Source organism: Photobacterium sp. SP02 (genome assembly GCF_038519165.1).
GTDB lineage: Bacteria > Pseudomonadota > Gammaproteobacteria > Enterobacterales > Vibrionaceae > Photobacterium > Photobacterium halotolerans.
Window position 1 is genome coordinate 39,428 of sequence record NZ_JASJOJ010000031.1, and the last position, 12,095, is coordinate 51,522.

Annotated in this window: 13 protein-coding genes; 6 read left to right on the forward strand and 7 right to left on the reverse strand. The window is 53.7% G+C overall.

Annotation, left to right across the window (positions count from 1 at the left end; all coding sequences use genetic code 11):
- The first annotated feature begins 115 nt into the window (after positions 1 to 115).
- From P0Y67_RS14045 to P0Y67_RS14065, 5 genes are all read left to right on the forward strand, one after another.
- Positions 116 to 1,216 carry a GGDEF domain-containing protein gene (locus tag P0Y67_RS14045; protein ID WP_342392356.1) on the forward strand — a complete coding sequence of 367 codons (1,101 nt, stop codon included), beginning with the start codon at positions 116 to 118 and terminating at the stop codon, positions 1,214 to 1,216.
- Between the two features lie 46 nt (positions 1,217 to 1,262).
- The gene (locus P0Y67_RS14050) at positions 1,263 to 2,198 is read left to right on the forward strand and encodes an alpha/beta hydrolase (protein ID WP_342392357.1); all 936 of its coding nucleotides are present in this window, start codon (positions 1,263 to 1,265) and stop codon (positions 2,196 to 2,198) included.
- 44 nt (positions 2,199 to 2,242) lie between these two features.
- Positions 2,243 to 2,677, forward strand: a complete 435-nt coding sequence (locus P0Y67_RS14055) for a DUF2214 family protein (RefSeq protein WP_342392358.1) — start codon at positions 2,243 to 2,245, stop codon at positions 2,675 to 2,677.
- A 178-nt stretch (positions 2,678 to 2,855) separates the two neighbouring features.
- A complete protein-coding gene (locus tag P0Y67_RS14060; protein WP_342392359.1) occupies positions 2,856 to 4,226 on the forward strand; it encodes a glutamine synthetase family protein in 1,371 nt (456 codons plus the stop codon).
- A 31-nt stretch (positions 4,227 to 4,257) separates the two neighbouring features.
- Positions 4,258 to 4,980 (forward strand): glutamine amidotransferase-related protein, encoded by a 723-nt coding sequence (locus P0Y67_RS14065; RefSeq protein ID WP_342392360.1) that lies wholly within the window; start codon positions 4,258 to 4,260, stop codon positions 4,978 to 4,980.
- Between the two features lie 65 nt (positions 4,981 to 5,045).
- Here the strand turns inward: P0Y67_RS14065 and P0Y67_RS14070 are convergent, their stop codons facing one another.
- The gene (locus tag P0Y67_RS14070; protein ID WP_342392361.1) at positions 5,046 to 6,242 is read right to left on the reverse strand and encodes an MFS transporter; all 1,197 of its coding nucleotides are present in this window, start codon (positions 6,240 to 6,242) and stop codon (positions 5,046 to 5,048) included.
- Positions 6,243 to 6,379: 137 nt separating this feature from the next.
- Between P0Y67_RS14070 and P0Y67_RS14075 the strand changes: the two genes are divergently transcribed.
- Positions 6,380 to 6,958, forward strand: coding sequence for a TetR/AcrR family transcriptional regulator (locus tag P0Y67_RS14075; protein ID WP_342392362.1), 579 nt, complete (start codon positions 6,380 to 6,382; stop codon positions 6,956 to 6,958).
- Positions 6,959 to 7,087: 129 nt separating this feature from the next.
- Here the strand turns inward: P0Y67_RS14075 and P0Y67_RS14080 are convergent, their stop codons facing one another.
- The 6 genes from P0Y67_RS14080 to P0Y67_RS14105 form a co-directional block, all read right to left on the reverse strand.
- Positions 7,088 to 7,795: an anti-sigma factor gene (locus P0Y67_RS14080; protein WP_342392363.1), complete on the reverse strand. Its 708-nt coding sequence runs from the start codon at positions 7,793 to 7,795 to the stop codon at positions 7,088 to 7,090.
- A complete protein-coding gene (locus tag P0Y67_RS14085) occupies positions 7,792 to 8,325 on the reverse strand; it encodes a sigma-70 family RNA polymerase sigma factor (RefSeq protein WP_342392364.1) in 534 nt (177 codons plus the stop codon). The genes P0Y67_RS14080 and P0Y67_RS14085 overlap by 4 nt, the downstream gene beginning before the upstream one ends.
- Positions 8,326 to 8,449: 124 nt before the next feature.
- The gene (locus tag P0Y67_RS14090) at positions 8,450 to 9,562 is read right to left on the reverse strand and encodes a HupE/UreJ family protein (RefSeq protein WP_342392365.1); all 1,113 of its coding nucleotides are present in this window, start codon (positions 9,560 to 9,562) and stop codon (positions 8,450 to 8,452) included.
- A 21-nt stretch (positions 9,563 to 9,583) separates the two neighbouring features.
- The gene (locus P0Y67_RS14095; RefSeq protein ID WP_342392366.1) at positions 9,584 to 10,636 is read right to left on the reverse strand and encodes a tetratricopeptide repeat protein; all 1,053 of its coding nucleotides are present in this window, start codon (positions 10,634 to 10,636) and stop codon (positions 9,584 to 9,586) included.
- A gap of 87 nt (positions 10,637 to 10,723) precedes the next feature.
- On the reverse strand, positions 10,724 to 11,230 hold the full coding sequence (locus P0Y67_RS14100) for an Ig-like domain-containing protein (RefSeq protein ID WP_342392367.1): 507 nt from the start codon (positions 11,228 to 11,230) through the stop codon (positions 10,724 to 10,726).
- A gap of 11 nt (positions 11,231 to 11,241) precedes the next feature.
- Positions 11,242 to 12,095 (reverse strand): DUF4331 domain-containing protein (locus tag P0Y67_RS14105; RefSeq protein ID WP_342392368.1); only part of this gene is annotated, 854 nt, incomplete at its 5' end.

Genomic DNA, 12,095 nt, shown 5'->3' on the forward strand with positions numbered 1-12,095 from the left:
GTATGTTGGTCTGACTGAGTGCGGTTTCGCCATCAGTTATTAGTCATTTGTTATCCGCTATTAGTTATCAGCCATAGCCACTGGGTCTGATGCCGCGAACAGAGCAAGGGAATGTATGCACACTGAATATTCTGAAAGCGAAAATGTGATTCGCCGCTTACATGAAATTACCCAGTCGTACGATAAAGGCTTTGATTTCCAGATTAATGCGCTTATTCAGCTGGGACTGGAGCGATTCAATCTGGACATCGGCATTCTGGCGCAGGTGGAAGGTGATACTTACACCATACGTCATTGTATCTGCCCGGAATACATGCCGCTTATGCCAGGCAATGAGTTTGAATTTGGTATGACGTACTGCGCTGTTACTTGCGAATCGAACGGCGTCGTTGCCGTTGAGCATGTCGGTAACAGCGATATATTGGGAAGTCATCCAGCCTACCGGCACTTTGGGCTTGAATCCTATGTTGCTATTCCTATCCATGTGGGCGGAGTGACCTGGGGAACGCTGAATTTTTCCAGCCCGGCCCCTTATCCCCGCGCATTCAAAGCAATGGATATTGATGCGCTGCAGCTGATGGCGAGCTGGATAGAAGTCGAGCTGGTAAGGCGAATGCAGGAAAACCAATTACGGGAACTGAATGTAAAACTCAAAGAAATGGCCTCGACCGATCCGCTGACCAAGCTGATGAACCGGCGTGCCTTCATTGAAAAATTGTCGCGCTCTGTTAACTATTTTCGCCGCAGCAAGCACCAGCAGGAAGCTGCGTTGATCTTGATTGATATTGATTCTTTTAAAGGGTTAAACGATACCTACGGCCATTTGCTGGGTGACAAGGTATTGATTGAATTTGCAAAAGTGATCACTGCTAATCTGAGAAGCTACGATCTTGTGGCCAGGTATGACGGTGAGGAATTTGTTATTTGGCTGGTCGATACCGACAGAGCGGGTATTGAAGTGGTGTGTGATCGCCTAATGAGCGGGTTGGATAATCTTGCGCTGGTTGATGAAAAACTGACGGCCAGTGTAGGTATCTGTCATCTGAAAACCCGGCAGGTTGATGAAAACGCGCTGTCGCAGTTTGTCAAACCTGCACAGATGATTGATGCCATGATAGCCAGAGCGGATCGGGCGCTTTGTCAGGCCAAAGCAACTGGCAGAGCGAAATATGTGTTTTGCGGTCCGGCACCTGTGTATCTGGATACCTTAAGTTAATGAACCGCTCTTCAATCTGAACGGCAAGGAGTCAGTCAGCTAAGTCATGGTTAAACTGGATAATGGATTGAAAATCTGGCTGGATGCCTACCATCAGGGGCTGGCGCAACTGATGCAATCTGGCTACGTTGCCACTGTTGATGCCATACGGGACGGCCTGTCGAGCCTGACGGCGACTTGTGTGACTGACTCGCCCCACATAGCCAGAGTGCTCGACACCTGCGTCGCTGAGCACACACAGGCTGTTCCTGTCCGTATTTATCATCCCGCACCTGACAGGCCGTTGCCTGTCATTGTTTTTCTGCACGGCGGCGGCCACATGGCAGGCAGTGTGGCTGTGTACGATCCTATCTGCCGGAAGCTATCCAAAACCACGCAACACATTGTGGTGTCGGTTGATTACCGTTTGGCGCCTGAGTGGCCCTATCCCAACGGATTATCGGATGCCAGCATTGTTATTGAGCAAATCTGGCCTTTGCTTGAGCAGCATCAGTTCGCGTATTTACCGGCTCTGACACTGGTTGGCGATTCCGGGGGCGGCGCGATGGCGGCCACGCTGAGTGCTGACTATCAGGGTCATCCCGACGTTAGCATAGACAATCAGGTGCTTATTTATCCCAGCCTGGATTACACCATGAGCCAGCCTTCGGTCACCACAAACGGCAAAGGGCTGTTTCTCCAGCAGGATAAAATGCAGTGGTATTTTGATCAGTATTTTCAGCATGGCGAGGACAGGCAGGCCGCTTCGCCTTTGTTTATGGCTAAGAGCGCGCAACTGCCCCGAACGCTGATGATCACGGCTGAATTCTGCCCGTTACGGGATGAAGGCGTGGCTTATGTACAGCAACTGTCTGCGCTGGGAATCGATACCGAACATTTTCATCTTGATGACATGATCCACGCGTACCTTAATCTTGAATCGTTAGTGCCGAGCCAGTGTGGCGCTACCTATCAGAAAATCGCTGACTTTTTAATAACATAAATGCATAGCTTACTTTTCGCACTTTGCCACAATAAGGACCCAGTATGTTCGAAATCGTGATTCGCTATTTCCACTTTATCGGCATTTTTGCACTCTTCTCCGTGCTGGTGGTCGAGCATATGCTGATCAAACGCCGTCTGACAGCCGAGGAAATGCATCGTCTGGCAAGGCTGGATGCTGTCTATGGCATTTCAGCGGTGGTTGTGCTTTTGGCCGGGCTGGCACTGTGGTTTCTGGTGGGCAAACCTGCCGATTTTTATACTGCGAATCCGGTCTTTCATGCCAAAGTGACCTTGTTTCTGATAGTGGCCGCCTTGTCGGTGTTTCCGACCGTTTTCTTTTACCGGCACAGACGCACAACCCGCGAAACCATTCCGGTGCCGCCTGTCATTGTTATTCTTATCCGCCTGGAGTTATTACTGCTGCTTGTGATTCCCTTGCTGGCGGTACTGATGGCACGAGGTGCCGGGCTTGGCTGATGCCTTGCGGGATACTGCCTGACGACAGCGCGCGAGGCGCCGGGATTGATTCAGATTTCCCTCTCAAAACTGCCTGAAACTCAGTATGTTGCAAAATCGCATCTAAGCTTAATGTAAGAGCCGAACCGTAGCTGTTGTACGGCGCTGCTCTGCGGGTTGAGCAAAGGGGGTGAGACTGATGATGGAAGCGCGAGCAGTGAAATCCGTGGCCGATGCAAAAGCAATTGTCGAAGAGCGTGGCCTGACCCATGTCAAGGTCGGTTTGTTTGATAATGACGGCATCATGCGCGGCAAATATATGTCCAAAACCAAGTTTTTTGCATCGCTGGAGAAGGGGTTTTCTTTTTGCGACGTGGTGCTGGGCTGGGATGCGAACGATCAGCTCTATGACAATACCCGGTATACGGGCTGGCATACCGGGTATCCGGATGCCCCCGTGCGTATCTTGCCGCATACTTGTCGTGATGTGCTGGACGAAGAGGGCATGCTGCTCTTTATTGCTGAATTTACCGGTACGGCTGAAGCTGTGTGCCCACGCGGGGTGTTACGACGAGTGCTGGCAAAAGCGGAGGCACTGGGATTTGAGGTTCAGGCCGCGCTGGAATATGAATTCTTTTTATTTCGCGAAACACCGCATTCGGCGCGGGAAAAAGGCTTCCGCAATCTGCAAACTGTCACACCGGACTGGTTTGGCTATTCCATGATCCGCAACTCGGTCTACAGCGAGCTGTATCACGACATTCTGGCGATGGGCCAGATTATGGATTTCCCCATTGAGGGTATTCATTCCGAAACCGGACCGGGTGTGATTGAAGCGGCGATTGCCGTTGATCAGGCAGAAGCGGCAGCAGACAAAGCCACGCTGTTTAAAACCTACATGAAAGTGCTGGCGCAGCGTCGGGATTTGCTGGCGACCTTCATGGCGAAATGGTCAATGTACTATCCCGGCCAAAGCGGTCACATTCATGTTTCCCTCCAGCATAAAAACGGTCAATCCGCTTTCTTTGATGCCAGCCAAACACATGGCATGAGCACAATCCAACGGCAGTTTCTGGCGGGCCAGCAACGTTTGATGCCCGAGTTTTTGTGCATGATTGCCCCAACGATCAACAGTTATACCCGTATGGTGCCCGGTTTCTGGGCGCCGACGCACGCGACATGGGGCATTGAAAACCGCACTACGGCGCTGCGGGTGATACCGGGGAATGAGACATCCCAGCGTATCGAATACCGGCTGGGCGCAGCAGATGCCAACCCCTACCTGGCACTGGCGGCGGCTGTAGCGTCAGGCCTGTACGGCATCATGAATCAATGGCAGCCATTGGAAGCGGTGGCAGGCAATGCCTATGATCAGCCACAACCTGCCGCACTGGCGCTGCCAGCCACTTTGTGGGAAGCCGCGCAGCGTTTCAGGGCCTCCGACGCGGCCCGTTCCCTGCTGGGAGAGGCGTTTGTTGAGCATTTTGCCGCGACACGCGAGTGGGAAGAGCGCGAATTCAGAAAGCAGGTCACAGACTGGGAACTTGCCCGGTATTTCGAAATCATTTAATTCGCGACGGTACTGACAGGGAGAGACAACAATGCGATTAGGCGTGCTCTTGTGTGACGATGTGGCGCCTGAGCTTCAGGCCGCTCACGGTAACTATCGGGACATGTTTTCCACTCTGTTTCATGATTATTCAAAACAAATCACCCTGGTTTTCTACCGTGTGATTGACGGTGAATACCCCAAAGATGTTGATGAGTGCGATGCTTATATGACCTCTGGCAGTCAATTCGGCGCCAATGACGGCTTTGTCTGGATCGGACATTTAATGGCGTTCATTGAAAGGCTGTATGAAGAGAACAAGCCTTTTGTGGGTATCTGTTTTGGTCATCAACTGATGGCAAAGGCGCTGGGTGGCGAAGTGGTGACATCCGGCAGAGGCAGGGGCATCGGTGTCAACAGCCATGCGGTGAAGAAAAAAGCCGGCTGGATGAAAGGCGCCGGGCCAACAGTCTCTCTTGTGGTCAGCCATCAGGACCAGATCAGTCTGTTGCCTCCCGAGGCCCGAGTGCTGGCAGGCAGTGATTTTTGTCCATTTGCCATGATCCAGATAAAGACCTGCTTTCTGGGCATACAGGGACATCCTGAGTTCACGAAAGCTTATGTGAAAGATCTGATGACAGCCCGGCAGCAGCTTTACGCCGCAGAAGCCTATGAAAAAGGCATCGACTCGTTATCGCAACCGGTGGATGACAAACTGGTGGTGTCCTGGATTGTCAGTTTTCTTGATACTGCCCTGGCCAAACGCCGGACATAAAGTCAGAGGAAAAAACAGCAGGCTCAGAGCATGAACCTGCTGTATATCGCTGAATATGTCGCAGATCAGGCCGTTTGCAGTGCCATACGTTGTTGCAGTAAACGGTAGCAATACACGCTTGCCAGCAGCACCCCGCCGCCCGCCACAATAGTGACGGCGAACCCGGCGCGAATCCCCATTTCATCAATCACCCAGCCAGTTAATGCTGCACCGGCGGCAATGCCTATCCCCAGCCCTGTGATCATCCAGGTAAACCCTTCTGTCAGCTTTGACTCAGGCACAATCTTTTCCACAAGGCCCATAGTCACAATCATGGTAGGTGCGAAGAAAATGCCCGCGACGAAAACGGAGACGGATAGCGTCAGCACATCGTACACCACCAGCAGCGGGAGTGTGGCTGTCGCAGTGGCGATGGAAGCCAGTAACAACTGTTTTGGCAGAGCGAGGTTCAGACGCAGTGCGCCAAACACCAGACCAGAAATACAGGAGCCCGCGGCATAGGCCGACAGGACAAAACTGGCCGCCACAGGCACGCCTTGTTGTTTGGCAAACGCGACACTGAGCACATCCACCGTACCGACTATGGTGCCCAAAGCGATCAGAGTCAGCAGCAGCATTTTCATGGTGAGAGGCTCAAGTGCAGATCCCTGCTGATGTTCAGTTTGCTCTGATACCGGGGGTTCGGTTCTTTTCTGCAAACTGAATAATGCTATGCCAACCGCCAGCATTAGCGCTGCCGCGAACGGCCCGGCGATGGGCGACACAGCCACGCTGAGACCGACGGCGATAGGAGGGCCAACGATGAAACAGACTTCATCCAGCACAGACTCCAGTGAGTAAGCCGTGTGCAGGGCAGGCTGGCCTTTGTAGATGTGTGTCCAGCGCGCTCTGACCATGGCGGGCATGCTGGGCATAAACCCGCCCAACGCCGCAAACAGAAACAGTGTCCAGTCAGGTGCAGCCAGATGAACACAGGCTAAAAGCAGCAGCATACCCAGCACACTGATTGCCGTCGCAAAGGGCAAGATGCGGCCCTGACCATAGCGGTCTGTCAGGCGGGAAATCTGAGGAGCAATCAAGGCCGTTGAGAGTGTGAAGGTAGCGGCAACCGCACCAGCCAGCCAATAAGAACCATGGATCTGGGAAATCATAGTGATTATCCCGATGCCCGCCATTGAAATGGGCAGGCGGGCAATCAGTCCCGTCAGGGAAAAAGCCAATGTCCCCGGGGCGTGAAACAGTTCCTTGTATGGGTTCGCCATGAATATCTCCAGTCAGTCATTAAGAATATGCCCATGCGTGCTTATGACGAATGGGATGCATAAGAAACTAATTGACATACGCGGTGTATGTCAACTATAAATGAACTTGTTTTCATATTTTAGGGACAATGACTGGCATGAACAGAGCAATCACGATGGAACAGACAAGGCTTGCCTTGCTGCAGCATGCCCGTGCGCTATTCGGTACCGTTGGCTTTGCCGACACTGTAATGGATGAGCTGACTGGCCGAGCGGGGTTAACCCGTGGTGCGTTGTATCATCACTTCGGCAGTAAGAAAGGCCTGTTTCTTGCCGTGTACCAGCAGCTGGATCAGGAGATGGATAGCAGACTGCAGGCGATCTCAGCCAGCGCTCCGGACAGCTGGAGCGCTTTTTCAGGGCGCTGTCATGCCTACCTGAAGATGGCGACTGAGCCGGATATTCAACGGATTATGATCAGGGACGCGTCATCGGTGCTTGATAGCGATCAGATCCAGGCTGTCCGCATGAGCTGCATTGAAGCGATCGCCGGGTTACTGTCGCAATTAATCGAGGACAACACCATCCCCGACACCTCACCGGTTATGCTTGCCAGGCTGATCAACGGGGCATTGCTGGACACAGCGCGTTATATCGCAGGCAGTGAAGACAGTGTGATGGCATTGCATGAAGCGGCACAATCGCTGGACCTCATGCTAGACGGCTTGAGGCGCTAAAGGAGTGTCTGTTGCCTGATCCCGCTTTTCATCGGCTCAAAAGCGGGATACATGGCTTAGGGTCTGCAAACCTTGCAACAGATATTGCGCAGCAGATCACTGAGTGACGCTGTCACTTATGTCGTTAATCTAGAGCCGGTCCAATTCGGCGGTATAAAGCACCCTGGTTGGCAGCCCTGACGGCGAGCCGCCCAGAGGTTCTTCACTGACCGCCAGCATCTGGATGTCCAGCTGATCAAAGCGGGTGTTTTTCGCCAGCACCAGTTCGCCTTGTTTCGGCAACAGGCCAAGAGAAACCGGGTTCGGCTCATTGGCGGCCACCGCCCACAGCTCGTAATCTTTGTCGGCAAGTCCCTGGAACGACGATCCGGCCCGGACAGTGATATCGCGCGGGTGCACTTCTATCAGCCAGTATGACGAGGCATCTTCGCCTTTAACAACAGCCACATGCTGGACAGGTCCGGGTGCCAGGGGGATCTGGCTTTCCCGCCAGAGCAGAACGGCAAGCAAGAGCGAAGCCGCTGTGGCCACACCCGTCAGCACAGGCCACAAACGGGACAGTCCGCTTTTGATCACATGGCGGCTGGTTTCTTTGGCTGGTTTTTCATCGAAACCGAGTCGCTGGCTGATCGTTTGCCAGACTGCATCATTGGGCTCGACAGGGGCAATCTGCTGGTTGATCTCGTTGAGATGTTGTTCCCACTGCCAGGTTGCTTCCCGAATACGGGTTGATTGCATCATCAGGGTCTGAAAGCGTTGCCGGGCCGGACCGCGCAATGTGCCCAGTACGTACTCAGCGGCCAGCATATCGATCAATGTCTGGTTGTTATAGTTCATGGCGTCAGACACCTTTGTAGTTGTTGTAACCCGCGGCGAATCCAGCTCTTGATGGTTCCCAGCGGCTTATCCAGATAGTGCACCACTTCCTGATGACTCAGCCCGTTAAAGTAAGCCAGATGAATCGCCTGTTGGTGCTCCTGGGGCAGCTCATCAATGCACTGGCTTAATTTATGCCCGGCATCCAGATCGGCAAACCTGTCATCGTTTTCTTCCAGTGGCGCAGGTTCAGCCGTTAAAGCGTCTTCTTTCCTGACTTTTTGGTAGCGCAGTATGTCGAGAGCCCGGTATCTGGCGATGCTGATCATCCAGGTCAGGACACTGCCTTTATGGTGCTGATAATCGGCCGCGTTATGCCAGATTTTCACGTAAGCATCCTGTATCGCTTCTTCGGCCAGCGCCCGGTTACCCAGCATTTTCAGGCACACAGCCAGCAATTTTCCGCTGGTTTGCTGATACAGCCTGGCAAAGGCCTGCCTGTCGCCCAGTGCCGTGGCGCTGATGAGTTTAAGATGATCGTCCTGATCCATGTCTGTCCTTGTACTGTGATGAAGAAATACGTTAAGAAACTGATTTATCAGCTTGTTTCAACGTTAGCAGCCGTCATGACATTCGCCAGTGTGACAATGTCTGTTTGGTATATACACCACAAAATCAAAAGCGTTCGATGGACCATTGCAATGCCACCAGGGCGATACAGGCTGACCCTAAGGGCATAAACCAGCGCTGATAGCGCCATTGATGTCTGACAAGCATCAACACAGGTAAAGCAAGCAGCAGTATCGATAACTGTCCGAGTTCGACCCCTAGATTGAACGCCACGACCGCCAGCAAAGTATGGCTTGATGGCAGCCCCAGCTCGCCCAGCACAGAGGCGAATCCCATTCCGTGCAGTAAACCAAACCCGAAGGTCACCCAGCCCAGTTTAGTGATCAGCGGGAAGATATTGTTCAGCGCGGCAAAAAGCACAGACAGAGCAATAATGAACTCCACCCAGCGACTCGACGGCAGCCAGTTGAGGGCGGTGGCTGTCAGCGTGATAGAGTGCGCGAGGGTAAAGGCCGTGATAATCCAGGTGGTGCTGAGCAGTATAGACCTAGGGCTGTCGATACCTTTCCACTGCTGTTTATCGCGATACAGCACGCAGGTCAGGAGTAAGGCCAGCAGAAACAGGATGTGGTCGGTACCGATCAGGATATGGACTATTCCCTGATACAGATATTCACGGGCCGTTTCGCCCATGGCAGAGGCTTGCATGTTGACCGCCAGTGAGCGGTTGCTGGTATCGAGTATTCTGTTGATGCTGTGCTCAGGCTGAGAAATATTCACGATCAGCTTATGGCCGGTATTGATGCCGAACATCGCCTGATAGGAAATGCTCAGTCCGGCAGCCGACGGACAATTAACCGCTAGCGGCAGCCACAGGTAGGGCAGGTTGGCGTGTGATTCCAGCATCATGTTGCCAGCGACTGTTATATTGCAAGGACGTCCGCCCTGCTCGAAGGTCAGTTGGCTCAGTAACTGTGCTTGTATTGCAGCCTGCTGGTTTGTGATTTCACGCCAGGTCAGGTTGCCGTCCTGATTGGCGTCCAGAACGATCCCCTTATCGGCCATCAAAGGGTACAGATCAGACAGTTGCAGTTGCCAGTTTCCGCTGAGCGTGGCGTTGTTATCTTGCTCCAGGGTCAGATACGCTGTGCTTAGCTGGTGTGCTTGTGCAGAGAATGCTGCCGCAAGCAGTGCAAAAATGATAACGAGAGTTCGCATGGTAGCCCTTCCTTGATAGCGTTATGCCTGCTGATTAAAAGCCTGTTCTGCGCGTAACAGCAATTGCCTGTCTGATAACAGCCGGTTTTGCTGCCAGTTGATTTTTGCCCAGAACAGCGCCCTGTCAGGGCGATCACCGAGTAGCAGGTAATAGCTCGCCAGTAATCCGGCATGGCTGGCATCCTGGCGTTGCTCGCGCAGGGTGATCCGGTTCAGACAGCGAACCTGCCAGTGCTGAAATGTTCCTGTCATCTGTTCTGCGAGGGCCAGTTTCAGCAGCAGGTTGTCATCAGTTGCCCCTGAACGGGAGGCAATGTCTGCCAGGGTGGTGAGTACAGTCTGAGGGTTATCCAGAGCCAGTTGGGCATCCGCCCATAAACTCAGGTAGCTGATGGGGCGCTGACTGTCGGCAGGCAGGTTGAGATGCGCCAGTGCTGCTTCCGGACGGTCAAGCGCCAGTGCCATACCGGCCAGGATCTGCATGAGCCAGACAGAGTCTTCCTGCTGTTGCGGCGGATAACGCGTGGCGATTGACTGAAGCTCACTATAGCTCTGGACGCGCTTCTCCCGGGTTTTGGCTTGCTGGAAACTGTTGTCCAGTGCGCAGGCAGCCGCTACGAGCATCGAAGAGCGGCTAATAAGCTGCAGGCACGATTGTCTGGCTTGGCCGAATTTACCCTGGATGGTCTGCACGCTGGCCAGCAGCAATATTGCACTGGCATCATCGGGCTGCTGTTCCAGTAAACGCCTTAACGTCCGCTCTGCCCCTCTGAAATCATGCTGGTGCTGCTGAATTCTGGCCCAGAGGTAGAGCGCTTCCGGAGCGGAGGCCGCCGTCAGGTGCGGTTGTATCAGGGCATCGGCCAGGCTGAAACCATCAATAGTGCCGGACGGACGCAGCGCCTCGTCAATTAATGTGCGAATGTCTTCCAGCGTCGCTGACTTGACGGCCAGCTCCGGCACCACCAGCAAAGCGGCATCCTGATTGTCAGGCAGGTAAGGTTTTGCAAGCACCGAGACACTGCAAAATACGGCAATGCTGATCACCAGTGCGGGGAAAGAGTGTGTATTCATGGGACAATTTCCTTAAAAAGTGGCCATCCCTGGCCGATCGAACACAGCACAAATGTGGCCTCTGAAGCAGGCCACAGCAGGTACGCGTTATTCCATCAGCAGGTCGTCATAAAAACTGGCACTGCTGACGTCATTGTTGACAGCCCGTCCGCGCAGGCTTTTCGGCGTACTGTTTGCCGGGGCGTTGAAGACCTCTCGGCTGAACGAGGCAAAACTGACCTGAAGAACCTCAATAGTGACGGAGACCTGGGCACTGACAGGCTCGTTGTTTCCGTCGCTGACCGTGTAGCTAAACTGGTCATTACCTGTGACCCCGCTGGCCGGGGTGTAGGTGACGGTGCCATCGGGTGTGATGACGACTGAACCCAGGGCCGGTGCATTGCCGAGCGCAAAGCTAAGGGCGTCACCCTCTTTGTCTGTGGCCTTCAGCGAGCCGGTGACCGGGGTATCGGTTTGTGTTGTCAGGCTCAGCGTCATTGCCACCGGTGCCGCATTTGTTCCTCCGGACGAATTCTGGCCGGAATCTGAACTGCCGTTACAGCCCGCCAGTATCAGCGCGGACAGCAGCAAAGAAATGTGAATGGACCTAGTCATAGTGCTGCTCCTTACTCAGAAACCATGTCAGTACCAGAACCGGAGAGAGGCGGTGCCAGATAGGGGAAACTGTCATCCATCATGGTGGCATTGACCGGTGCGCCATCAGTAAAGGGGACGTTACCGACATTGGCATCTGCGGGTTGGCACAGGCCAAGATCTGTATCCGTTCCGTTAACCGGGATGGGGTAACACAAACGGCCCATGACAACACGCAGTGCAATATCTACCACGTCATCTCCGGGTCTGCGGCCGTTAGGAAAACCCGCCAGATCGTCACCCGCAACACCGAAAGACGATTGCTGGGCCACAGGTTTGGCAGGAATGGCCGTGTTGAGGCGTAACATTTCTGAAGGTGTGACGGTTTTTAGCTGGTTTACCCCGGGAAAGCCGGTCAGGAATGCTGTGACCAGATCGGTACGGGGAAAGTGGGTGGGGGCCAGTGTGGCTAAGTTGGCGCCCAGAGTCGAGTTGACGGCGTCTTTAAACAGAATGTTCAGCAGTTCCGGCAGGCTCGGGTGTGTCACATAAGTGGCAAACTGCGCGTCATCGGCCGGTTTGGCGGCAGAGAAGGTATCTTTGTCTTTCAGACCGATAACCAGCTCATTGACCAGCGGGTTGCCCAGTCTTGATACCTGTGTCAGCGCGCCGCCGTTGACTTCCGGCCGGGTGAAGGTGGCATTTGGGTTCAGAATTCTGGCCTGTGGCAAACTGGCGGTGGTCCAGGTGCCTATGGTGCCGTTGCCATCTCCGGTAATGCAGGCTTTGGGGACTTCAATCGCCAGTTCGGTGACATTTTTGAGCCTCAGATCGTCATTGTCGGCTGACTGGGTGATCCCGCCAGGAAAGCCGCCGTCAACTCGAC

Bases quoted from the DNA above. Each gene is read 5' to 3' on its own strand.
- P0Y67_RS14080 (WP_342392363.1), bottom strand. From the start codon at position 7,795: ATGAACTATAACAACCAGACATTGATCGATATGCTGGCCGCTGAGTAC.
- P0Y67_RS14085 (WP_342392364.1), bottom strand. From the start codon at position 8,325: ATGGATCAGGACGATCATCTTAAACTCATCAGCGCCACGGCACTGGGC.
- P0Y67_RS14050 (WP_342392357.1), top strand. From the start codon at position 1,263: ATGGTTAAACTGGATAATGGATTGAAAATCTGGCTGGATGCCTACCAT.
- P0Y67_RS14060 (WP_342392359.1), top strand. From the start codon at position 2,856: ATGATGGAAGCGCGAGCAGTGAAATCCGTGGCCGATGCAAAAGCAATT.
- P0Y67_RS14090 (WP_342392365.1), bottom strand. From the start codon at position 9,562: ATGCGAACTCTCGTTATCATTTTTGCACTGCTTGCGGCAGCATTCTCT.
- P0Y67_RS14070 (WP_342392361.1), bottom strand. From the start codon at position 6,242: ATGGCGAACCCATACAAGGAACTGTTTCACGCCCCGGGGACATTGGCT.
- P0Y67_RS14065 (WP_342392360.1), top strand. From the start codon at position 4,258: ATGCGATTAGGCGTGCTCTTGTGTGACGATGTGGCGCCTGAGCTTCAG.
- P0Y67_RS14095 (WP_342392366.1), bottom strand. From the start codon at position 10,636: ATGAATACACACTCTTTCCCCGCACTGGTGATCAGCATTGCCGTATTT.
- P0Y67_RS14055 (WP_342392358.1), top strand. From the start codon at position 2,243: ATGTTCGAAATCGTGATTCGCTATTTCCACTTTATCGGCATTTTTGCA.
- P0Y67_RS14045 (WP_342392356.1), top strand. From the start codon at position 116: ATGCACACTGAATATTCTGAAAGCGAAAATGTGATTCGCCGCTTACAT.
- P0Y67_RS14100 (WP_342392367.1), bottom strand. From the start codon at position 11,230: ATGACTAGGTCCATTCACATTTCTTTGCTGCTGTCCGCGCTGATACTG.
- P0Y67_RS14075 (WP_342392362.1), top strand. From the start codon at position 6,380: ATGAACAGAGCAATCACGATGGAACAGACAAGGCTTGCCTTGCTGCAG.